Below are 22003 nucleotides of genomic sequence, written 5' to 3'. Positions count from 1 at the left end.
ACGTACGGAGGCTGGGGTGGGGCGACCAACAGGCCCTTCGCGCCGACTCGGAGCCACGGGTCCAGGTCTTCCCGGAGGCGAGGAGGCGTCCGTGCACGACAACGAGCTGACCGACCGGTTGTCTTCTGCGGCCACCACCGAGGGCGATCCGGCCGGCTGGTTCGAGCGGCTCTACGCCGACGCCGAGCGGGGCGAGGCGGTCGTCCCGTGGGACCTCGACCGGGCGCATTCCCTGCTCAGCGAGTGGACCGACCGGACCCGGCCGGACGGATCTGGTCGGCGCGCCGTGGTCGTCGGGTGCGGCTTCGGCCGCGACGCCGAACATCTGGCCCGCCTCGGCTTCGCCACCGTCGCCTTCGACATCTCTCCCACGGCGGTACGGGAAGCCCGCCGCCGCCACCCGGACTCCCCGGTCCGGTACGAGACCGCCGACCTGCTCGACCCGCCGCACGACTGGCTGGGCGGGTTCGATTTCGTGCTGGAGAGCATGAACGTGCAGGCACTGCCGGTCGAGCTGCGGAAGCGGGCGATCCCGGCGGTCGGCCGGCTGGTCGCGCCGGGCGGGACGCTGCTGGTGATCGCGGCCGGCCGGCGGAACGACGAGGTCGTCGAGGGCCCGCCCTGGCCGCTGGCCCGGGCCGAGGTCGACGCCTTCGCGGCCGGCCCGCTGACCCCGGCCCGGGTCGAGGAGATCGTCGCCCCCGACGGTGGGATCCGTTGGCGCGCGGAGTTCCGCCGCGCCTGAGGTTGGCAGACGGGACGGGCATCCGGGCCGGAAGCACTCCTGCGGAAACGCAGGTCAAGGGCCTTCGTCGGGTCGGTGACCTGCCGAGGCCGTGGCGCCACCCGTGCCGGGGCCGGTCAGCGTCGGCTGCTCCGCTTGTGCTTGGAACGGCTGGTGAACCTGCCACTGCCCCCGATCCGGGCACTGGACCGGCGTGGCGGCGTACGCCGCGGGAACCAGTGGTCGAACGGGAGGCGGGAGAGCAGCAGCGGCACCGCCACGACCAGGATCCCGAACCCGACCACGCCCAGCCCGCCCTGAATGCGGCCCCGGTGTCCGCTGAGTTGGTCGAAGTCGGTGACGAAGTCTCCCGGATCATCGGGATTCACCCAGATCCTCACCTCGTCGCCGGGCGACCAGCACACCTCGACGCAGCCGACCTCCTGTTCGTACGTCCGGCCGGCCAGCTCGTATCGGAAGTACATGGTGGTTGATGCGCTCGTCCGGTTGCCGCCGGACTTGGTGACCCGGTCGTAGACCTTTGCGTTTGCCGGTGTGCCGCTGCCCCGCAGTTCCTTCTCCCAGTCGTCGAGCGCGTGCTGGGTGTGGAACGGCAGCCAGAGCAGCGCGCCGCCGGCCACGACCAGCAGGACGGCGCCGAGGGCCGGCCACACCGACGAGGGGCGTTGCGCGATCACCCGATCATCGTGGCCTGCCGGCGCAACTCTCGCCGGGTCGAGCGGGGTGACGGAAAGATGACGTCAGGGGTCTGGATTTCGACTCCACGCATGTATGGTGACCTATGGCCGGCGGTCCGGGGTGGCGCCAGGGGGAAGGGGCTGCCGACCTGCCGGGGGAGGCTACGGACGATGACCCCGGGGGCCGATGATCGATTTGCGGTTTAGGTCGGAATCCACAGTGAGCGAAGCGTTTCACCGGTCCGGGGCCGCCCTGATCTGGCCGGGTGTGCCGCAGGGCGTGGGCCGAACGGTGGAAGGAGTCCACCGCACGGGCCCGCCCGGCTGCCGGCGCTTTCCTATGTGCGAGCCCTGTGGCACGATCGTGGAACCCTAACCCCTGTGACGCCCCCCCGACAGGAGTAATCATGTCTGGTCAACGGTTGGGCCGACTGCTTGGCTCGGTCCTCGCGATCGCCGCCGCCGCGGCCATCGGGTTCAGCTTCGGGCACTACAGCGACACCGCTGGCGACCGCGCGAATGCGGACATCATCTGGACCGTCGCCCCCACCGACGGTGGTTACTGACTGACACGGGAAACATCTGACGGGCAAGGAGCCTGAGCAGCCCGAAGCCCGTAGGGAGCGCCATGGCTGGCCGTGAACGGTCGCGACGGAGATCCATCGATCACGCCTGGCTCATCACCGGACCGCTGGCTCTGTTCGCCGTCGTCTGCGCCACGATCACCGGGTTGGTTTCAGACGAGCCTTCCGGCGAGTGGGGGCTGGCTGCCGCATTGCTGGCGATCATGATCGCAGTTGGCATTCCGGTGCTCAACTTCGTGGTCCGGCGCCAGTCGTTCGGCATGACGCTGACCGAGATCCCACTCGTCGTGGCGCTCTTCCTGCTGCCGCCCCTGACGGTTGTGGTGATCTACACCGTCGCGTCGATGGTCACCCAGACGCGGCATCGCCTGCCGCCGGCAAAGTTCTGGTTCAACGTGGCCAAGGCGGCCGCCGGCACCTCCCTGGCCGTGCTCGTCCTCCAGGCCCTACCGCCCATGCGGGGGGTGGGGCCTGGCACGTGGATGATCCTGTTCACCGCCGTCGCCTCGGTCATCGTCGTCAGCTTCGCCGCCGTCGCCGGTGTGCACACCCTTCTCCAGGGGTGGCAGGCCGGGCGAGACGCGCTCCGCAGCGCCCCGGCCCCGTTGCTCACCGCCGCGATCAACACCTCGATGGGTCTGATGATCCTGATCGCGGTCAGAACCACGTGGTGGTCGGTGCTGTTGCAGGCGGCGCTGGCGGCGGCGCTGGTCCTGGTATACCGGTCCTACGCGCGGTTCTTCCGGCAGCACCGCACCCTCGCCCAGATGTACGACCTGACCCGGGCCACCGCCGAGCGCGGTCAGGACGGCACGCTTGCGGACGCCCTCCTCGGCCGGGTGCGAGCACTGATGCAGGCCGAGTACGCCACGCTCTGGTTGCCCGCGCAGGGTCGGCATCCCGAGTTGCTGCTCACCGCCCGGGTCGACGACCAGGGTCTGCTCGACGTGGTCTACACGCCCGCGGTGCTGCGGGAGCGGGCCGCGACGGAAGGCCGCACGGTGGCGGTCGGCCGTGCCTTCGGTGCGGAGCAAGAGGCCCGCCGGGCGGCAAGTGACGCCAACGTCAAGGACGTCATCGTGGTGCCACTGCGTTCTGGTCAGGCGGTCATCGGCACGCTTGAGGTCGTCAACCGGCTGAGCGACGTGGGCCACTTCACCCAGAGCGACATACCGGTCTTCGAGACGGTCGCCGCGCACGCCGCGGTCGCCCTGGAAAACTCCCGCCTGGTCGACCGGCTGCGGCACGACGCCAACCACGACGCGCTGACCAAGCTCGCCAACCGGCGCCGGGTCACCGCGGCGGTGGCCGAGGCGGTCAAGATCGCCGCACCGGGCGAGGTGGTGGCGCTGCTGCTGTTCGACGTCGACCGGCTGCGCCAGGTCAACGAGTCGCTCGGCCACGCGGCCGGCGACAAGGTCCTCGTCGAGGTCGCCGAGCGGCTGCGCGCCTGCGCGCCCTCGTCGGCCCTGGTCGGTCGCGCCGGCGGCGACGAGTTCCTGGTGACCCTGCGGCTGGAGAGCGCCGAGGCGGCGTTGGAGCTGGCCGGGCAGTTGCGGGAGCAGATCCGCGACGAGATGGTCTTCGACGCGCTCACCCTGGACGTGGACACCGCGGTCGGGGTGGCCGTGCACCCGGACCACGGCAGCGACGCGGTGACCCTGCTCCAGCGGGTGGACCTGGCGGCGACGGCGGCGAAGTCCGTGCCAGGCAGCGTGCAGCTCTACAGCCCGGCGCTGGAGTCCCGGTCGTTGCGCCGGCTCGGTCTCGCCAGCGACCTGCGTCGCGCACTGGACGCCGGTGCGCTGGAGGTCTATTTCCAGCCCAAGGTGACGCTGCGGGACCGGCGCCTGGTCGGGGTGGAGTGCCTGGCCCGCTGGGAGCACCCGGCGCACGGCACGGTGGCGCCGGACGACTTCGTGGCGGTGGCCGAGCACACCGGCCAGCTGGGCCGGCTCACCGAGTTCGTGCTCCGGGAGAGCCTGCGCCGCAGCCGGGACTGGAGCCACGGCGAGCGGGCGCTCGCCGTGTCGGTCAACCTCGCCGCCCGTACCCTCACCGACCAGCATTTCCCCACCCTGGTACGCGAGCTGCTGGACGAGTACGGCGTGCCGCCGCAGCGACTCACCCTGGAGATCACCGAGGCCGGGGTGCTGGACGGCACGGAACGTCCGATACCCACCCTGCGGCGGCTACGTGATCTCGGCGTCCGGCTCTCGGTGGACGACTTCGGCACCGGCAACTCGTCCCTGGCCCAACTGCGCCGGCTGCCGGTGCACGAGGTGAAGGTCGACCGTTCCTTCGTGCAGGGGATGGCGACCGATCCGGGTGACCTGGCGATCGTGAACGCCGTGGTGACGCTCTCCCAGCAGTTCGGCCTGGCCGTGGTGGCCGAGGGGGTGGAGAGCGAGCTGACCCTGGAGCTGCTCCAGGACATCGGCTGCGAGATCGGCCAGGGCTTCCTGTTCAGCCGGCCCCTGCCGTACGAGCGGCTGGAGGCCTGGTTCGGTGCCCAGGTCGAGCCCGAGACGATCTCCGTCGGTGACCTGCCGCGCCTGCGAGCGGTGCCCTGAGCTGTGGAAACGCGGCAACGGGGGATCCGATTTCACCTCGCGGGCGAGGTCGTGTACTGTTTCCCCTGCGCGGCACCCCACGGGGTGCTCGGGTAGGCCCCCTTAGCTCAGTCGGCAGAGCGTCTCCATGGTAAGGAGAAGGTCTACGGTTCGATTCCGTAAGGGGGCTCAAAGGGTCCGGCTGGACCCGCCACGGCGGTGTAGCTCAGATGGCAGAGCAAGCGGCTCATAATCGCTGTGTCGCCGGTTCAAGTCCGGCCACCGCTACTCTCGTCCTCCGGGTCACCCGGTGGTCGGTGGGATGGGCGCCACAGGCGCCCACTTTGCATGTCTGCGCCGTCAACGCGTAGGCTCATGCGCCGTAGTTGTTACCCGTTAGCGAGGAAGGCACTCCGCCGTGGCGAAGGCGACCGATGTCCGGCCGAAGATCACTTTGGCGTGTGTGGAGTGCAAGGAGCGCAACTACATCACGCGCAAGAACCGTCGTAACGACCCGGACCGCATCGAGCTGAAGAAGTTCTGCCCCCGGGACGGCAAGCACACGGTCCACCGCGAGACCCGCTGACCCACGGCCGGCTCCGCCGGCCCGGTCCCGCAGCATCTCCGAAACGCCGATCCGCACGGACGGACGGCGGCCCCGAGCCGCCAGCCCGCGCGGATCGGCGTTCGTGCTTTCCGTGTAGGTTCGCGACATGTCTCTGGACCCGTCCTTCGTCGGCCGGACCTACCCGCCGACCGCCCCCTATCAGGTGGGCCGAGAAAAGATCCGCGAGTTCGCCACCGCCATCGGTGCCACCGACCCGGCGTACCACGACCCCGAGGCCGCCCGGGCGCTCGGCCACCCCGACGTGGTGGCGCCGCCGACCTTCCCGGTGCTCGTGACCATGGCCGCCAGCCGGCAGATCATCGAGGACCCGGCGCTGGGCGTCGACTACAGCCGGGTCGTGCACGGGGACCAGCGGTTCGCGTACACCCGGCCGGTGGTGGCCGGCGACGAGCTGGTCTGCGTGAACACCATCGAGGAGATCACCAACCGGGGCGGGCACGGCTTCCTGACCACCCGTACCGACGTGAGCACCGCCGACGGCGAGCCGGTGGTCGCCGCCTGGTCCAAGATCGTCGTACGCGGGGAGGCCTGAACCGTGGAGCTGCCCACCCAGACGTTCCGGGTGACCCGTGCGGACCTGGTCCGCTACGCGGGCGCCTCGGGCGACTTCAACCCGATCCACTGGAGCGACCGGACCGCCACCAAGGTGGGCCTGCCCGGCGTGATCGCCCACGGCATGTTCACCATGGCGCTGGTCGGCCGGGCGGTCACCACCTGGGCCGGCGCGCCGGACGCGGTGGTCGACTTCGGCGTCCGGTTCACCCGGCCGGTGGTCGTGCCGGACACCGACGAGGGCACCGAGATCGAGGTCAGCGCGGTCGTCAAGGAGGTCACCGAGGACGGCCTGACCAGGCTCGAAGTCACCGCGACGTGCCTGGGGGAGAAGGTCCTGTCGCAGGCTCGGGCGACCGTCCGGACGCCCCGCTGAGGGGTCTGTCGACGCGCGAGGGGCAGACCGGTTGGGAAAGTCGCACGACTACCCGTACACTGGTCCGCCGTGGGGCAGTGACCCCTGCCCGGCACTGCGTGTCCGGGTGGGGTGAGTTGCCGCACAGGGGTGTAGCTCAATTGGCAGAGCAGCGGTCTCCAAAACCGCAGGCTGCAGGTTCAAGTCCTGTCACCCCTGCGCCTCAGGCCTGACCGTTCCCGTGGGTCGCGCCGTCCGCAGGGCGGCGTCCGGCCCGTGGTGGTGGCATCGGCGGGGTTGGTTCCGAGGCATTCGGGGCCCTCCCGGTCGGTCCGCCGGCCGCGGCCCGTCGCGGGACGGTTGGTCCGGCCGGCGTGACCACACGCCGCGCACGCCCATCGGCGTGCGACCCGACATCCCGCACGGAGGGCGAAGTGGCCGAGAACAAGCGGCGCGGCGAGGACGCCGACGACGAGCGTCTGCGTGACGACGCGGTCGTCGACGAGGCCGACGGCGAGGCCGAGGACGACGCCACCGACGCGGACGAGCCGGTCTCCAGGGGCGGCACCGCCACCCGCAAGCGGGCCCGCGCCGAGTCGACCGAGGGCCGGAAGACCCGGAAGGACACCGAGCGGATCGGGCTCTTCGCCCGCATCGCGCGGTTCTTCCGCGAGGTCGTGGCCGAGCTGCGTAAGGTCATCTGGCCGACCCGCAAGGAGCTGCTGACCTACACGGCTGTGGTGGTCACCTTCGTCGCGGTGATGCTGGCGATCGTGGCCGGCCTGGACTACGGCTTCGCGAAGGCGGTGCTGTGGGTCTTCGGCAACCCCAGCTGACCGGCTACCAGCGAGACAGACGGAAGTGAGCGAGCGTGCCTGAGTACGACGAGACCGCCGAGACCCGGGACGAGCAGTCTCCGGTGGCGACGGCGGCCAACGATGAGTCGGTCGAGGCCGCCAGCGCGCCGGAATTCCCGACCACCGAGCCGGAGCAGGAGTTCGACCCGGTCGCCGAGCTGCGCCAGAAGCTGCGCTACGCCCCCGGCGACTGGTACGTGGTGCACTCGTACGCCGGCTACGAGAACAAGGTCAAGACCAACCTCGAGACCCGGATCACGTCCCTCGACATGGAGGACTACATCTACCAGGTCGAGGTGCCGACCCGGGAAGAGGTCGAGGTCAAGAACGGCAAGCGGTCCCAGGTCCAGGCGAAGGTCTTCCCGGGCTACATCCTGGTCCGGATGGAGCTGACCGCGGAGTCCTACTCCTGCGTCCGGAACACTCCGGGTGTGACCGGCTTCGTCGGCGCGACCGACCGGGCCGACCGGCCGGCGCCGCTGAGCCTCGACGAGGTGCTGAAGTGGCTGGCCCCGGCGGTCGAGACCGAGCAGAAGAAGGCCAAGCCCGAGGTCAAGGTCCTCGACTTCGAGGTCGGTGACTCGGTCACCGTCACCGACGGCGCCTTCGCTTCGCTGCCGGCGACGATCAGCGAGATCAACGCCGACCAGCAGAAGCTCAAGGTGCTGGTGTCGATCTTCGGCCGGGAGACTCCGGTCGAGCTCAACTTCAACCAGGTCGCCAAGATCTGACGTACGTCGGCACCGGCGGGGGCCCCTGGGCCTGCCGCCGGTGCGTCGTTTCGCCGCCCCGCCGCACCTCGGCGGAGGGGCGACGGACGTCTGCGCTACCCTAGAACGTCGCCGTTGTCGCACCGTGCTGACCGTGCGCGCCCGCGGCCGGCGAGAATCCCAGTTCCAAGCCCCAGGAAGAGACATGCCTCCGAAGAAGAAGCTCGTCAAGACGTTCACGCTTCAGCTGCCGGCGGGCCAGGCCACCCCGGCGCCGCCGGTCGGCCCCGCGCTCGGCCAGCACGGCGTGAACATCATGGAGTTCTGCAAGTCCTACAACGCGCAGACCGAGTCGCAGCGGGGCGACATCGTCCCCGCCGAGATCAGCGTCTACGAGGACCGGACCTTCACCTTCGTGCTGAAGACCCCGCCCGCCGCCCGGCTGCTGATCAAGGCTGCCGGCGTGCCCAAGGGCTCGGGCGTCCCGCACAAGGAGAAGGTCGGCAGCGTGACCCGCGCCCAGGTGCGGGAGATCGCGGAGAAGAAGATGGCGGACCTCAACGCCAACGACCTCGACCAGGCTGAGAAGATCATCGCCGGCACCGCCCGGTCGATGGGCCTGAACGTCACCGACTGACCTCGGTCACCGCCCCACCCGATCAGTTCGTGGGAGGGCCTGCGGACGCCGCGGCCCGCCATAGACCACAGGAGTTACGAGAAATGCAGCGCAGCAAGAGCTACCGCAAGGCCGCCGAGGTCATCGACCGGTCGAAGCTCTACTCTCCCGCCGAGGCCGTCAAGCTGGCCAAGGAGTCCACCTCCGTCAAGTTCGACGCCACGGTCGAGGTCGCGATGCGCCTCGGCGTCGACCCCCGCAAGGCGGACCAGATGGTCCGCGGCACGGTCAACCTGCCCCACGGCACCGGTAAGACCGCCCGCGTGATCGTCTTCGCCGCCGGCGCGAAGGCCGAGGAGGCCGCCGCCGCGGGCGCGGACGAGGTGGGCACCGACGAGCTGGTCGCCCGTATCCAGGGCGGTTGGCTGGACTTCGACGCGGCGATCGCCACCCCGGACCAGATGGCCAAGATCGGCCGGATCGCGCGGATCCTGGGCCCGCGCGGCCTGATGCCGAACCCGAAGACCGGCACGGTGACCATGGACGTCGCCAAGGCCGTCTCGGACATCAAGGGCGGTAAGATCACCTTCCGGGTGGACAAGCACTCCAACCTGCACCTGATCATCGGCAAGGCCTCGTTCACCGAGTCTCAGCTGATCGACAACTACGCGGCGGTGCTGGACGAGGTGCTGCGGTCGAAGCCGTCCGCGGCCAAGGGCAAGTACCTGAAGAAGGTCACCCTCACCACCACCATGGGCCCGGGCGTCCCGGTCGACCCGAACGCGGTGAAGAACCTGACCGAGGCTCCGGCCGAGGCCTGAGCACGACAGCCCTGACGGGGCCCCGCCACTCACCTGGCGGGGCCCCGTTCGTCATTCCCGTATGGCAGGCTCGCCGCATGCGGCTGGAGGACGTCTGGTTGCGCTACCACCGGCGCGGTCCGTGGGTGCTGCGCGGCGCGGAGATGCGGATCGGCCCGGGCGAGGTGGCGGTGGTGCTCGGGCGCAACGGCGTCGGCAAGTCCACCCTGCTCCAGCTCGCCGCAGGCGTGCTCCGGCCGACCCGGGGTCGGGTGGTCGACCGTCCTGCGGCCGTCGGCTGGGTCCCGGAGCGGTTCCCCGCCGACCAGCCGTTCACCGTGGGTGGGTACCTCACCGGGATGGGGCGGCTGGCCGGTCTCTCCGGTCCGGCGGCCGACCGGGCGGTGCGGCACTGGGTCGACCGGCTCGGCCTGGCCCGGTTCCACGGGGTCAGGCTGCCCGAGCTGTCGAAGGGCACCGCCCAGAAGGTCGGGCTGGCCCAGGCGATGCTGCGCCCGCCCGGCCTGCTCGTCCTCGACGAGCCCTGGGAGGGGCTGGATGCCGCCGCCCGCGAGCTGGTGCCGGAGCTGATCGGCGAGGTGCTGGCCGGCGGCGGCGCGGTGCTGGTCAGTGACCACCGCGGCGAGACGGTGCGGCTGCCCGGCGCAGCGCGCTGGACGGTCGCCGACGGCGCCGTCACCGCGCAGGCGCCGACCGAGGGTGCGGCCATGGTGGTGGTCGAGCTGGCGGTACCGGCCGCGGGGGTGGCGGACGCCGTCGCCCGGTTGCGCGCCGCCGGCCACCACGTTCTCCGGGTACGCGACCACGCCGCCCCGCCTCCCGCCGCGCGGCCCGGTCACGACTCCCCATCCGCCCCGGCCGAACCAGCGTGCGACGGCGCGGGTGCACGACCCGACCGGGTCGCCGGCCCCGGTGCGCCGGTCGACGCCATGGCGACGCCCGGCGGCGGGACTGACGATGCCGGTCCCGCCCCGGAGGTGGCCCGGTGACCGCGCTGGTCCGACTGCGGCTGGCCGGCTTCCTGCGTACCGGACGGGCGCTGGCACCGGTGCTGGCCGGCCTGCTGGCCCTCGGCGTCCTCTACGGCGGCGGCCGGGCCCGGCCGGCGGAGGCGTACGGCGTCTCGGCGGTGGTGCTGTTCCCGGTGCTGGCCTGGCAGACCAAGATCCTGCTGGACGTCGAGCCGGACGTGCAGCGCCGGCTGGCCCGGGTGGTGATGGGCCCGGTCCGGGAGCGGGCCGCCGGCCTGCTGGCGGCGGCCGTGGCCGGGCTCGGCACGGTGGCCGTCGCGCTGGTCTTCCCCTGGTTGGTCGGCGGGGTGACCGGCGAGACCGGGCCGGGGGACCGGTCAGTGGCCGCCGGAGTGGCCCTCGGCCTCTGGGCCCACCTGCTCGCCCTGCCGGCGGCCGTGGCGCTGGGCGCCCTGGCCAGCCGGGCGATCACCCGCAGCGCCGGGTACGGCGTGGCGGTGCTCTCGGTCGGCGCGGTGGGTGCCCTGGTGCTGGGGCTGAGCGACTCGGTGCTGCCGTGGCTGGCGCCGCCGGTGATGCCGACCGCCCGGGCGCTGACCGGCGACCTGACCGCCTCGGCGGCGCTGCTCCTGAGCGCCTGGGCGCTGGTCTGGGCGGTGGTGGCCCTGGCCGGCTACGCCTGGGGCCGCCGTACCCGCGCCTGACCCGCCCGCCGGTCCGAGCCCCGAGCGGGCATGCTCGCCCTGATCACTCGGTGTGCCGCACACCGGCCTGTCCCGCCCGGGCGATGGCGCAACGGGCCGTACCCCGGGGTGGGTCATCAACCCGGGGTGAGGGTGACCGGGGGCACTCCGGGGGCGATTTGGAAGTAGCGGGACACGTCGCGTAACCTTGTCCCGTAGTTCCACCCAGAGACCGCTGGTCACCGTGCCCTGGCACGGTCGAAGGTCCCGCGATGACGGGCGACCCGCGTAGGGCGGCAAGCGAAAATCGGCGCTGTGCGTGGTCCGCCGACCATGCGCGTTGCTCCGGCCCTCGCCCCGTGCGCCCTGCGCCGGGGCTTTTCTCGTTGTCGTGATGCCTCCGCCGCCGTCGCGAGCGTCCGCTCGTCGCCGGCGTACCAGCTCCGAGTAACGAGAGAGGAGGGACATGGCGGACAAGCCGATCCGGGCCGACAAGGCCACGGCCGTCGCCGAGCTGACCGAGAGCTTCCGCAACGCGGGGGCGACCGTGCTGACCGAGTACCGCGGACTCACGGTTTCGCAGCTCACCCAGCTGCGGCGCTCGCTCGGCAAGGAGACCAGCTACACGGTCGCGAAGAACACGCTGGCCAAGCGTGCGGCGACCGAGGCGGGCATCTCCGGCCTCGACGAGCTGTTCTCCGGTCCTACCGCGCTGACTTTCGTTTCGGGCGACGTCGTCGAGGCGGCGAAGGGGCTTCGCGACTTCGCGAAGGCCAACCCGAAGCTCGTCATCAAGGGCGGTGTCTTCGAGGGCAAGGCCATTTCCGCGGCCGAGGTCACGAAGCTCGCCGACCTGGAGTCCCGCGAGGTGCTGCTGGCGAAGCTGGCCGGCGCCATGAAGGGCAACCTGAGCAAGGCCGCGGCCCTGTTCCAGGCTCCGCTCGCCAAGACCGCGCGTCTGGCGGCCGCCCTGCAGGACAAGCGCGAGAAGGAGGGCGCCGAGGCGGCCTGAGGCCCCGCGGCGCACCCACGTTCTTAGTTAAACCATTCAGGAAAGGACGCCAGACATGGCGAAGCTCAGCACCGACGAGCTGCTCGACGCGTTCAAGGAGATGACGCTGATCGAGCTCTCCGAGTTCGTGAAGCAGTTCGAGGAGACCTTCGAGGTCACCGCCGCCGCTCCGGTCGCCGTGGCCGCGGGCCCGGCCGCCGGTGGCCCGGCCGCCCCGGCCGAGGAGGAGAAGGACGAGTTCGACGTCATCCTCGACGCCGACGGTGGCAAGAAGATCCAGGTCATCAAGGTCGTGCGTGAGCTGACCGGCCTGGGCCTGAAGGAGGCCAAGGACCTGGTCGAGGCCGCGCCGAAGGCGGTCCTGGAGAAGGTCAACAAGGAGACCGCCGAGAAGGCCAAGGCCAAGCTCGAGGGCGAGGGCGCCAAGGTCACCCTCAAGTGACCTTGCGTTGACCTGACGCGCGTCCGGCTCACGTGAGCCGGGGCACACCGCGTCGCGGCGGGCGGTGATCCGGGAACGGATCGCCGCCCGCTGTGGTTGGTGGCATCCGGTGGGAGCGGCGTGAGCAGGGCGTCCAGGTCGTTCGCACCGGGTTCACAGCGGCGCCTGCCGGTAGCCCGTCGGTGGGAAAGACACCCCGAACGGTAACCGGCCCTTGACGCGGCACCGGGCTGCCAGGCACGCTGACACCAGCAAGACCTTCCGCGCTTGCAACGGCCACCTCTCGGGTATGGCAGCGGCAGCACCATCGCCGTGACACCCGAGCGGCCCGGCAGGAGCGTCGCGTTCCGAGCGGCCCGGTAGACCTGGTTTTCGAGGTCCCGAGGCAAGTTCCGCGACGATCCTGCGGGGTGGGCTGGACAGCGGTTAGCCTCTCGGCTACACTGCTAGTTTGCGCTGCCTTCCGACTTGACCCCTGCTCGGAAATGTCCGTTTGCGGATATTTCTGGTGGGGTCATTGGAGTGCACGCGTACCAGCCGTTCTGCAGCACCGGTCCTCGGAAGGACGCATCTTGGCAGCTTCCCGCCCTGCGAAGACCAGTCGTACGTCGAGCGCTTTTGCGCCCCGCCGAGTTTCTTTCGGCAGGATCACCGAACACCTCGAGGTCCCCAACCTCCTCGCCATCCAGAACGAGTCCTTCGACTGGCTCGTCGGCAACGAGGCTTGGCAGGGCCGGTCGGCGGACGACCCGCACGCACGCTCGGGTCTCGCGGAGATCCTCGACGAGATCAGTCCCATTGAGGACTTCTCCGGCACCATGTCGCTTTCCTTCTCGGCTCCGCGCTTCGACGAGGTCAAGGCCTCGATCGAGGAGTGCAAGGAGAAGGACCTGACCTACTGCGCCCCGCTGTTCGTGACCGCGGAGTTCACCAACAACACCACCGGCGAGATCAAGAGCCAGACGGTGTTCATGGGTGACTTCCCGATGATGACGCCGAAGGGCACCTTCATCATCAACGGCACCGAGCGCGTCGTGGTCAGCCAGCTCGTCCGCTCGCCGGGCGTCTACTTCGACAAGCAGCCGGACAAGACCTCCGACCGCGACCTCTCCAGCGTCAAGGTCATCCCGAGCCGGGGTGCCTGGCTGGAGTTCGACATCGACAAGCGCGACACGGTCGGCGTCCGCATCGACCGCAAGCGCCGGCAGGCCGTCACCGTCCTGCTCAAGGCCATCGGGTGGTCGGCGGAGCAGATCCGCGAGAAGTTCGGCTGGTCCGAGCTGATGATGACCACGCTCGAGAAGGACCACATCGGCGGCCAGGACGAGGCGCTGCTGGACATCTACCGGAAGCTCCGCCCGGGCGAGCCGCCGACCCGCGAGAACGCCCAGACCCTGCTCGACAACCTCTTCTTCAATCCGAAGCGGTACGACGTCGCCAAGGTCGGTCGTTACAAGTTCAACAAGAAGCTCGAAGTGGACGTGCCGATCACCACCGGCACGCTGACCGAGGACGACATCGTCGCCACCGTGGAATACCTCTGCCGGCTGCACGCCGGTGAGGAGGGCTACGAGGCCGACGACATCGACCACTTCGGCAACCGTCGCCTGCGTACTGTGGGCGAGCTGATCCAGAACCAGGTCCGGGTCGGCCTGTCCCGGATGGAACGCGTCGTCCGTGAGCGGATGACCACCCAGGACGTCGAGGCGATCACGCCGCAGACCCTGATCAACATCCGCCCGGTGGTGGCGGCGATCAAGGAGTTCTTCGGTACGTCGCAGCTGTCCCAGTTCATGGACCAGACCAACCCGCTGGCGGGCCTGACCCACCGGCGCCGGCTGAGCGCGCTCGGCCCGGGTGGTCTGTCCCGGGAGCGGGCCGGCTTCGAGGTCCGCGACGTGCACCCGTCCCACTACGGCCGGATGTGCCCGATCGAGACGCCGGAAGGCCCGAACATCGGTCTGATCGGCGCCCTGTCCACCTTCGCCCGGGTCAACCCGTTCGGCTTCATCGAGACGCCGTACCGGAAGGTCGTCAATGGTCGGGTCACCGACCAGATCGACTACCTGACCGCGGACGAGGAGGACCGGTTCGTCAAGGCGCAGGCCAACGCCCCGCTGAAGTCCGACGGGTCGTTCGCCGAGGACCGCGTCCTGGTCCGCCGTAAGGGCGGCGAGACCGAGGACGTGCCGCCGGAGGCCGTGGACTACATGGACGTGTCGCCGCGGCAGATGACCTCGGTCGCCACCGCGATGATCCCGTTCCTCGAGCACGACGACGCCAACCGCGCGCTCATGGGCGCGAACATGCAGCGCCAGGCGGTGCCGCTGGTCAAGGCCGAGTCGCCGCTGGTCGGTACGGGCATGGAGTACCGCGCGGCCGTGGACGCCGGTGACGTCGTCGTCGCCGAGGTCGGCGGTGTGATCGAGGACCTCTGCGCCGACTACATCACCGTCCACCAGGACGACGGCCACCGCCGGACGTACCTGCTGCACAAGTTCCGCCGCTCCAACGCCGGCTCCTGCGTCAACCAGAAGCCGGTCGTCTTCGAGGGCGACCGCGTCGAGGCCGGTCAGGTCATCGCCGACGGTCCGTGCACCGACGAGGGCGAGATGGCGCTCGGGCGCAACCTGCTCGTGGCGTTCATGACCTGGGAGGGCCACAACTACGAGGACGCGATCATCCTGTCGCAGCGCCTCGTGCAGCAGGACGTGCTCACCTCGATCCACATCGAGGAGCACGAGGTCGACGCCCGGGACACCAAGCTGGGTCCGGAGGAGATCACCCGCGACATCCCGAACGTCAGCGAGGAGATGCTCGCCGACCTCGACGAGCGCGGCATCATCCGGATCGGTGCCGAGGTCGTCCCCGGCGACATCCTGGTCGGCAAGGTCACCCCGAAGGGTGAGACCGAGCTGACCCCGGAGGAGCGGCTGCTCCGCGCGATCTTCGGCGAGAAGGCGCGTGAGGTCCGGGACACCTCGCTGAAGGTGCCGCACGGTGAGACCGGCACGGTCATCGGCGTGCGTACCTTCTCGCGGGAGGACGGCGACGAGCTGCCCCCGGGCGTCAACGAGCTGGTCCGGGTCTACGTGGCCCAGAAGCGCAAGATCCAGGACGGTGACAAGCTCGCGGGCCGCCACGGCAACAAGGGCGTCATCTCCAAGATCCTGCCGATCGAGGACATGCCGTTCCTGGAGGACGGCACCCCGGTCGACATCGTGCTGAACCCGCTCGGCGTGCCGTCCCGGATGAACATCGGCCAGGTCCTGGAGACCCACCTCGGGTGGGTGGCCAAGACCGGCTGGAGCGTCCAGGGCGACGACGAGGAGTGGAAGCGCCAGCTCCGTTCGATCGACGCGCACGAGTCCGAGCCGGACACCAACGTGGCCACTCCGGTCTTCGACGGTGCCCGCGAGGAGGAGATCGCCGGCCTGCTCGCGTCGACCCTGCCCAACCGGGACGGCGACCAGCTGATCGGGCGTACGGGCAAGGCGCGGCTGTTCGACGGTCGCTCCGGCGAGCCGCTGCCGGACCCGATCGCGGTCGGCTACATCTACATCCTGAAGCTCAACCACCTGGTCGACGACAAGATCCACGCCCGGTCGACCGGCCCGTACTCGATGATCACGCAGCAGCCGCTGGGTGGTAAGGCGCAGTTCGGTGGCCAGCGCTTCGGTGAGATGGAGTGCTGGGCGATGCAGGCGTACGGCGCCGCGTACGCCCTGCAGGAGCTGTTGACGATCAAGTCCGACGACGTCCTCGGCCGGGTGAAGGTCTACGAGGCGATCGTCAAGGGCGAGAACATCCCCGAGCCGGGCATCCCCGAGTCGTTCAAGGTGCTGCTCAAGGAGCTGCAGTCGCTGTGCCTCAACGTCGAGGTGCTGTCCAGCGACGGCGTGGCCCTGGAGATGCGCGAGACCGACGACGAGGTGTTCCGGGCCGCGGAGGAGCTGGGCATCGACCTGTCCCGGCGCGAGCCGAGCTCGGTCGAAGAGGTCTGAGGTGATGGTTCGGGGGCCGGTTCGCCGGCCCCCGAACCCGCCCGTTAGCTAGGCAGTACAGACGACGACATAGGGGACATAGTGCTCGACGTCAACTTCTTCGACGAGCTGCGCATCGGCCTCGCCACCGCCGACGACATCCGTCAGTGGTCCCACGGCGAGGTCAAGAAGCCCGAGACCATCAACTACCGCACCCTGAAGCCGGAGAAGGACGGGCTCTTCTGCGAGAAGATCTTCGGTCCGCAGCGGGACTGGGAGTGCTACTGCGGTAAGTACAAGCGGGTCCGCTTCAAGGGCATCATCTGCGAGCGCTGCGGCGTCGAGGTGACCCGCTCCAAGGTTCGCCGGGAGCGGATGGGTCACATCGAGCTGGCCGCTCCGGTGACCCACATCTGGTACTTCAAGGGCGTGCCGAGCCGGCTGGGCTACCTGCTGGACCTCGCCCCGAAGGACCTCGAGAAGATCATCTACTTCGCCTCGTACGTCGTGACGAGCGTGGACGCCGAGGCGCGTCACCGTGACCTCTCGACGATCGAGAACGAGATCCTGGCCGAGAAGCGGCAGGCCGAGAACAGCCGCGACTCGGAGATCGAGAAGCGGGCCGCCAAGCTCGAGGCCGACCTGGCCGAGCTGGAGGCCGAGGGCGCGAAGGCGGACGTCCGGCGCAAGGTCAAGGAGGGCGGCGAGCGCGAGATGCGCCAGATCCGCGACCGGGCCCAGCGCGAGATCGACCGCCTCGACGAGGTCCTCGACACCTTCCGCAAGCTCGAGCCCAAGCAGCTGGTCACCGACGAGCTGCTCTACCGCGAGCTGCGCGACCGCTTCGGCGAGTACTTCACCGGTGCCATGGGCGCCGAGGCCATCAAGGCGCTGGTCCAGAACATGGACCTCGACGCCGAGGCCGAGAGCCTGCGCGAGACCATCCGCACCGGCAAGGGCCAGCGGAAGATCCGGGCGCTCAAGCGGCTGAAGGTCGTCGCGGCGTTCCAGAACACCCGCAACTCGCCGCTCGGCATGGTGCTGGACTGCGTCCCGGTCATCCCGCCGGACCTGCGTCCGATGGTGCAGCTGGACGGTGGCCGCTTCGCGACCTCCGACCTGAACGACCTGTACCGCCGGGTGATCAACCGGAACAATCGCCTCAAGCGGCTGATCGACCTCGGCGCGCCCGAGATCATCGTCAACAACGAGAAGCGGATGCTCCAGGAGGCCGTCGACGCGCTGTTCGACAACGGCCGCCGCGGCCGGCCGGTCACCGGTCCGGGTAACCGCCCGCTGAAGTCGCTGTCCGACATGCTCAAGGGCAAGCAGGGCCGGTTCCGCCAGAACCTGCTGGGCAAGCGCGTCGACTACTCCGGCCGTTCGGTCATCGTGGTCGGCCCGAAGCTCAAGCTGCACCAGTGCGGCCTGCCCAAGCAGATGGCGCTGGAGCTGTTCAAGCCGTTCGTGATGAAGCGGCTGGTCGACCTCAACCACGCGCAGAACATCAAGTCCGCCAAGCGGATGGTCGAGCGGCAGCGGCCGGTCGTGTGGGACGTGCTGGAAGAGGTCATCGGCGAGCACCCGGTCCTGCTGAACCGGGCGCCGACCCTGCACCGGCTGGGCATCCAGGCCTTCGAGCCGCAGCTGGTCGAGGGCAAGGCCATCCAGATCCACCCGCTGGTCTGCACCGCGTTCAACGCCGACTTCGACGGTGACCAGATGGCGGTGCACGTGCCGCTGTCCGCCGAGGCCCAGGCCGAGGCGCGGATCCTGATGCTGTCGTCGAACAACATCCTCAAGCCGGCCGACGGCAAGCCGGTCACCATGCCCACCCAGGACATGGTCATCGGCCTCTACCACCTCACCCACCTGACTCCGGGTGGCCAGGGTGAGGGCCGGGCGTTCAGCTCGGACGCCGAGGCGCGGATGGCGTTCGACAACGGCGAGCTGCACCTGCAGGCTCCGGTCAAGATCCGGCTGCGGGACGTCGTCGGGGTCGACAACGGCGCCGGCGCCGAGCCGTGGGTCGCGCCCGAGGGCTGGGTCGAGGGCGAGCCGGTGACGGTGGAGACCACCCTGGGCCGGGTCCTGTTCAACGAGACGCTGCCGCCGGGCTACCGCTTCGTGAACTACGAGATCCGCAAGGGCCAGCTCTCCGCGATCGTCAACGACCTCGCGGAGCGCTTCCCGAAGGTGGCTCTCGCGGCCACCCTCGACGGACTCAAGGAGGCCGGTTTCCACTGGGCCACCTGGTCCGGCGTCACCATCGGCATGGAGGACGTCATCGCTCCGCCGCGCAAGCGGGAGATCCTGGAGCGGTACGAGAAGGAAGCCGACCGGATCGACAAGCAGTACCAGCGTGGTCTGATGACCGCCGAGGAGCGCCGCGGCGAGCTCATCGAGATCTGGACCAAGGCGACCAACGAGGTCGCCAAGGAGATGGACACCGCGCTGCCGCAGGAGAACCCGCTGTGGAAGATGATCAACTCGGGTGCCCGCGGTAACCTGCTCCAGCTCCGGCAGATCGCGGCGATCCGTGGTCTGGTGGCCAACCCGAAGGGCGAGATCATCCCGCGGCCCATCAAGGCCTCGTACCGGGAGGGTCTGTCCGTGCTGGAGTACTTCATCTCCACGCACGGTGCCCGTAAGGGTCTCGCGGACACCGCCCTGCGTACCGCCGACTCGGGTTACCTGACCCGGCGTCTGGTGGACGTCTCGCAGGACGTCATCATCCGCGAGGAGGACTGCGGCACCGACCGCGCCATCCCGATGCAGATCGGCGAGCGGATCGACGGCAAGCTGGTCGTGCACGAGCACGCCGAGACCAGCGTGCACGCCCGTACCCTGGCCGACGACATCAAGGGGCCGGACGGCACCGTGGTGGCCGAGCGGGGTCAGGACATCAACTCGATCCTGGTCGACCGGATCGTCGCGGCCGGGGTGGAGAGCGTCCGGGTGCGCAGCGTGCTCACCTGCGAGTCGAAGCTGGGCGTCTGCGGTGCGTGCTACGGCCGCTCGCTGCCGACCGGCAAGACGGTGGACGTCGGCGAGGCGGTCGGCATCATCGCCGCCCAGTCGATCGGTGAGCCGGGTACGCAGCTGACGATGCGTACCTTCCACACCGGTGGTGTCGCGGGTGAGGACATCACCCAGGGTCTGCCCCGGGTCCAGGAGATCTTCGAGGCCCGGGTCCCGAAGGGTAAGGCGCCCATCGCCGACACCCCGGGTCGGATCCGGATCGAGGACGGCGAGCGGTCGCGGAAGATCATCGTGGTACCGGACGACGGCAGCGACGAGATCGTCTACGACAAGATCTCCAAGCGGGTCCGGCTGCGAGCCCACGACGGCGACCACGTCGAGGTCGGCGAGAAGCTCACCGAGGGCACCATCGACCCGCACGAGCTGCTGCGCATCCTCGGCCCGCGCGCGGTCCAGGTCCACCTGACCCAGGAGGTTCAGGAGGTCTACCGCTCGCAGGGTGTGCTCATCCACGACAAGCACATCGAGATCATCATCCGCCAGATGCTCAAGCGGGTGACGGTCATCGACTCCGGCTCGACCGAGTTCCTGCCGGGTGTGCTGGTCGACCGGGCGCTCTTCGAGTCGGAGAACCGCCGGCTCGTCTCCGAGGGCGGCGAGCCCGCGGCGGGTCGCCCGGTGCTGATGGGTATCACCAAGGCCTCGCTGGCCACGGACTCCTGGCTGTCGGCGGCCTCCTTCCAGGAGACCACCCGGGTGCTGACGGACGCGGCGATCCACGCCCGCAGCGACTCGCTGATCGGCCTCAAGGAGAACGTGATCATCGGTAAGCTCATCCCGGCCGGTACGGGCATCAGCAAGTACCGCAACGTCCGGGTCGAGCCGACCGAGGAGGCGAAGGCCAAGGTCTACTCGATGACCGGCTACCCGGAGACCGACTACGGCTTCGGGCCGGCCAGCGGCCAGGCGGTGCCGCTGGACGACTTCGACTTCGGGTCGTACCGCTAAGCACCAGCAACGACGAGGCCCCCGGCACCCGCCGGGGGCCTCGTCGCGTCCGCGGCCAGGTCTCCCGTCGGGCGTGGTGCCGGTGCCCGCGACCCGCCGGCGACCGGTTGACGGTCTGCTCCTCCTGAGTGTCGGGTGCGGCGGGCCGGGGCATGATGGACGGCATGACGACCGCGCCCGGGCAGGTGCCCGTCGCCCAGCAGGGGCCGCGCCATCCGCTCGATCCTGAGCCGGTCCGCTCGACGAAGGCCCGCGCCGTCTTCGCCCTGGGGCTGATCGGTGGGCTGACCGGGCTGTTCATCGGCGGGGTGGTGCCGTCGACCATCGCCCTGTGGCTCGCCCGCCAGGCCCGGCGGGAGGCGTACGCCTCGGGCGGGTTCCTCACCGGTGCGGACTGGCTACGGCGCGGGGAGCGGCTGGCCTGGACGGGCCTGGTGCTGTGTGCGGTCGCGGTGGTGGTGGCCGTGGTGATCGGAGTGGTCCGGCTCGCGGACAGTCCCTTCGGGCACGACTACCCCCAGAACGTCGACTGACCGGGCGGGGGAGCGGCTCCGCGCCCGGGCCCGGCGGCGGGACCCGCGACGGTAGCCTGGCCGGTGTCCGCCGCGCGGCGGGTGAGCCATGTCGACAGGAGGACCACGTGACGGAGCCGGCCCCACCGCCGGGAGACGACCCGACCCGGTCCGTCGCCGGGCCAGCGGCCGCCGCGCCGACGCCGGGCCCGGACCCCACCAGCCCGTGGGCCGCGCCGAGGGTCGGGCCGGACGAGGGGCCGAGCGCGTCGCCGGAGGTCGCCAGCCCGGGGTACGCTCCGCCGCCGGCCGCCCCGCAGTCCTCCCCGCCGGGGCCGTGGCCGCCCGACGGCCCGTACCCGCCGGTCGGGGCGTCGGCCCCGGGTGCCTCGCCCGGCCAGCGGCCGGCTCCGCCCCATGTCGGACACCCCCTTCCGACCGGCCCCGGACCGCACCACGGGCCGCCGCCCGCCCCCGCCAGCTGGACGGGGCCCGGAGCGTACCCGGGAACCCCGCCGGTGCCCGCCCGCGGGTGGGCGGGCCCGGGCAGCGTGCCGCCCGGCGGCGCCTGGGCCCCGACGCCGCAGGCAGCCGGTCCGCGGCCGGGGGTGCTGCCGCCGCCCCCGCAGGAGGCCCCGCGCCCGCCGAAGCGGGTCGACCCGGTCCCCGGCACCCCGTTCGGCGTGGTCCACCTGGACGTGCCCCCGGTGACCTCGGGGCTCGCCATCGGCTCGTTGGTCTCCGGGATCGCCTCGATCCTGGTCTCGCTGCTGGTCTTCTGCTTCGGCATCGCCGGGCCGAACCTCGGCGGCGCCTGGGCGGCCGGGGCGTTCACGGTGCTCGGCGCGCTCGCCGGCGGCGCCGCCATCGTGACCGGGTTGCTGGCCCGCCGGCAGATCCGGCGCCCGGCACCGCCGCCGGGGGTCCGGTTCACCGGGCGGGGACTGGCCGTGGCCGGTCTCAGCTGCGGGGGAGTCGGGCTGCTGCTCAGCCTGCTCGGGCTCGGGGTGGCGCTGGTGGTGCAGCTCACGTGATCCGGTAGGCGGACGGGTCGAACAGCCGCCGCCAGGACACGATGGCGCCGAGTCCGGCGACCGGTCCGCCGGCCGACGAGGGAAGACCGCCGCGGTGGGGGGTCCGCCGGCCGGGCGGAACCGGGGCCCCCGGGTCGATGCGGGGCGAAGCCGGTACACTTGTCGCCGTGGTGCCCGTCGTGGGCGGGCAGGGAAGAGACGATCGGCCGGCGGACCGCGAGGCGGTTGAACCGGACCGCTCCGTTTTGACCTGCGCGGCTGTGGTAGGTACCCTTTCCC

General features: G+C 70.6%; 19 protein-coding genes and 3 tRNA genes. 21 read left to right on the top strand and 1 reads right to left on the bottom strand.

The features are described 5' to 3' along the window. Positions 1-91 precede the first annotated feature (91 nt). Positions 92-745, top strand: a complete 654-nt coding sequence (locus ABZ783_RS15825) for a class I SAM-dependent methyltransferase (RefSeq protein WP_357438235.1) — start codon at positions 92-94, stop codon at positions 743-745. A gap of 116 nt (positions 746-861) precedes the next feature. Here ABZ783_RS15825 and ABZ783_RS15820 read toward each other — a convergent pair whose 3' ends face one another. After that, positions 862-1422, bottom strand: coding sequence for a DUF3592 domain-containing protein (locus ABZ783_RS15820; protein WP_357438233.1), 561 nt, complete (start codon positions 1420-1422; stop codon positions 862-864). 407 nt (positions 1423-1829) lie between these two features. On the opposite strand from ABZ783_RS15820, the gene ABZ783_RS15815 reads away from it, so the two are divergent. The 20 genes from ABZ783_RS15815 to ABZ783_RS15720 all read left to right on the top strand — a co-directional run bounded on the left by ABZ783_RS15815 (position 1830) and on the right by ABZ783_RS15720 (position 21724). Beyond that, on the top strand, positions 1830-1988 hold the full coding sequence (locus ABZ783_RS15815) for a hypothetical protein (protein ID WP_357438230.1): 159 nt from the start codon (positions 1830-1832) through the stop codon (positions 1986-1988). Positions 1989-2050: 62 nt separating this feature from the next. Continuing rightward, positions 2051-4579 (top strand): bifunctional diguanylate cyclase/phosphodiesterase, encoded by a 2529-nt coding sequence (locus tag ABZ783_RS15810; RefSeq protein ID WP_357438228.1) that lies wholly within the window; start codon positions 2051-2053, stop codon positions 4577-4579. A gap of 96 nt (positions 4580-4675) precedes the next feature. Further along, positions 4676-4748, top strand: a tRNA-Thr gene (locus ABZ783_RS15805). Positions 4749-4773: 25 nt separating this feature from the next. Continuing rightward, positions 4774-4846, top strand: a tRNA-Met gene (locus ABZ783_RS15800). Between the two features lie 130 nt (positions 4847-4976). Next, the gene (gene rpmG, locus ABZ783_RS15795; RefSeq protein ID WP_013288652.1) at positions 4977-5144 is read left to right on the top strand and encodes a 50S ribosomal protein L33; all 168 of its coding nucleotides are present in this window, start codon (positions 4977-4979) and stop codon (positions 5142-5144) included. A gap of 127 nt (positions 5145-5271) precedes the next feature. Further along, positions 5272-5718: a MaoC family dehydratase N-terminal domain-containing protein gene (locus ABZ783_RS15790; RefSeq protein WP_357438225.1), complete on the top strand. Its 447-nt coding sequence runs from the start codon at positions 5272-5274 to the stop codon at positions 5716-5718. 3 nt (positions 5719-5721) lie between these two features. After that, on the top strand, positions 5722-6114 hold the full coding sequence (locus tag ABZ783_RS15785; protein ID WP_357438222.1) for a MaoC family dehydratase: 393 nt from the start codon (positions 5722-5724) through the stop codon (positions 6112-6114). Positions 6115-6239: 125 nt separating this feature from the next. Further along, positions 6240-6312, top strand: a tRNA-Trp gene (locus ABZ783_RS15780). A 215-nt stretch (positions 6313-6527) separates the two neighbouring features. Beyond that, a complete protein-coding gene (gene secE / locus ABZ783_RS15775) occupies positions 6528-6929 on the top strand; it encodes a preprotein translocase subunit SecE (protein WP_357438220.1) in 402 nt (133 codons plus the stop codon). Between the two features lie 35 nt (positions 6930-6964). After that, the gene (gene nusG / locus ABZ783_RS15770; RefSeq protein ID WP_073837334.1) at positions 6965-7681 is read left to right on the top strand and encodes a transcription termination/antitermination protein NusG; all 717 of its coding nucleotides are present in this window, start codon (positions 6965-6967) and stop codon (positions 7679-7681) included. 184 nt (positions 7682-7865) lie between these two features. Further along, a complete protein-coding gene (rplK, locus tag ABZ783_RS15765) occupies positions 7866-8297 on the top strand; it encodes a 50S ribosomal protein L11 (protein WP_073837335.1) in 432 nt (143 codons plus the stop codon). Between the two features lie 83 nt (positions 8298-8380). Continuing rightward, entirely contained in the window at positions 8381-9097 is a 717-nt protein-coding gene (gene rplA / locus ABZ783_RS15760; protein ID WP_073837336.1) for a 50S ribosomal protein L1, read from the top strand. A gap of 77 nt (positions 9098-9174) precedes the next feature. Next, positions 9175-10086, top strand: a complete 912-nt coding sequence (locus tag ABZ783_RS15755) for an ATP-binding cassette domain-containing protein (RefSeq protein WP_357438217.1) — start codon at positions 9175-9177, stop codon at positions 10084-10086. Then, entirely contained in the window at positions 10083-10772 is a 690-nt protein-coding gene (locus ABZ783_RS15750) for a hypothetical protein (RefSeq protein ID WP_357438215.1), read from the top strand. The genes ABZ783_RS15755 and ABZ783_RS15750 overlap by 4 nt, the downstream gene beginning before the upstream one ends. Before the next feature lie 445 nt (positions 10773-11217). Further along, positions 11218-11763: a 50S ribosomal protein L10 gene (gene rplJ / locus ABZ783_RS15745; protein WP_073837339.1), complete on the top strand. Its 546-nt coding sequence runs from the start codon at positions 11218-11220 to the stop codon at positions 11761-11763. Positions 11764-11818: 55 nt separating this feature from the next. Further along, positions 11819-12205, top strand: coding sequence for a 50S ribosomal protein L7/L12 (gene rplL / locus ABZ783_RS15740; RefSeq protein ID WP_357438212.1), 387 nt, complete (start codon positions 11819-11821; stop codon positions 12203-12205). Between the two features lie 572 nt (positions 12206-12777). Then, positions 12778-16209, top strand: a complete 3432-nt coding sequence (locus ABZ783_RS15735) for a DNA-directed RNA polymerase subunit beta (protein ID WP_357438208.1) — start codon at positions 12778-12780, stop codon at positions 16207-16209. Positions 16210-16290: 81 nt separating this feature from the next. Beyond that, entirely contained in the window at positions 16291-20178 is a 3888-nt protein-coding gene (locus tag ABZ783_RS15730; RefSeq protein WP_357438205.1) for a DNA-directed RNA polymerase subunit beta', read from the top strand. Positions 20179-20342: 164 nt separating this feature from the next. Next, the gene (locus ABZ783_RS15725) at positions 20343-20711 is read left to right on the top strand and encodes a hypothetical protein (protein WP_357438202.1); all 369 of its coding nucleotides are present in this window, start codon (positions 20343-20345) and stop codon (positions 20709-20711) included. A gap of 587 nt (positions 20712-21298) precedes the next feature. Next, positions 21299-21724: a hypothetical protein gene (locus tag ABZ783_RS15720; RefSeq protein WP_357438524.1), complete on the top strand. Its 426-nt coding sequence runs from the start codon at positions 21299-21301 to the stop codon at positions 21722-21724. Positions 21725-22003: the final 279 nt, after the last annotated feature.

The sequence above is a fragment of the Micromonospora sp. NPDC047738 genome (assembly GCF_040642675.1).
Classification (GTDB): Bacteria; Actinomycetota; Actinomycetes; order Mycobacteriales; family Micromonosporaceae; genus Micromonospora.
The sequence above is the reverse complement of the archived record's forward strand: the minus strand, read 5'-3'. Positions and strand labels throughout refer to the sequence as shown.

Bases quoted from the DNA above. Each gene is read 5' to 3' on its own strand.
- ABZ783_RS15815 (WP_357438230.1), top strand. From the start codon at position 1,830: ATGTCTGGTCAACGGTTGGGCCGACTGCTTGGCTCGGTCCTCGCGATC.
- ABZ783_RS15810 (WP_357438228.1), top strand. From the start codon at position 2,051: ATGGCTGGCCGTGAACGGTCGCGACGGAGATCCATCGATCACGCCTGG.
- ABZ783_RS15790 (WP_357438225.1), top strand. From the start codon at position 5,272: ATGTCTCTGGACCCGTCCTTCGTCGGCCGGACCTACCCGCCGACCGCC.
- rplK (WP_073837335.1), top strand. From the start codon at position 7,866: ATGCCTCCGAAGAAGAAGCTCGTCAAGACGTTCACGCTTCAGCTGCCG.
- rplA (WP_073837336.1), top strand. From the start codon at position 8,381: ATGCAGCGCAGCAAGAGCTACCGCAAGGCCGCCGAGGTCATCGACCGG.
- ABZ783_RS15755 (WP_357438217.1), top strand. From the start codon at position 9,175: ATGCGGCTGGAGGACGTCTGGTTGCGCTACCACCGGCGCGGTCCGTGG.
- rplJ (WP_073837339.1), top strand. From the start codon at position 11,218: ATGGCGGACAAGCCGATCCGGGCCGACAAGGCCACGGCCGTCGCCGAG.
- rplL (WP_357438212.1), top strand. From the start codon at position 11,819: ATGGCGAAGCTCAGCACCGACGAGCTGCTCGACGCGTTCAAGGAGATG.
- ABZ783_RS15725 (WP_357438202.1), top strand. From the start codon at position 20,343: ATGACGACCGCGCCCGGGCAGGTGCCCGTCGCCCAGCAGGGGCCGCGC.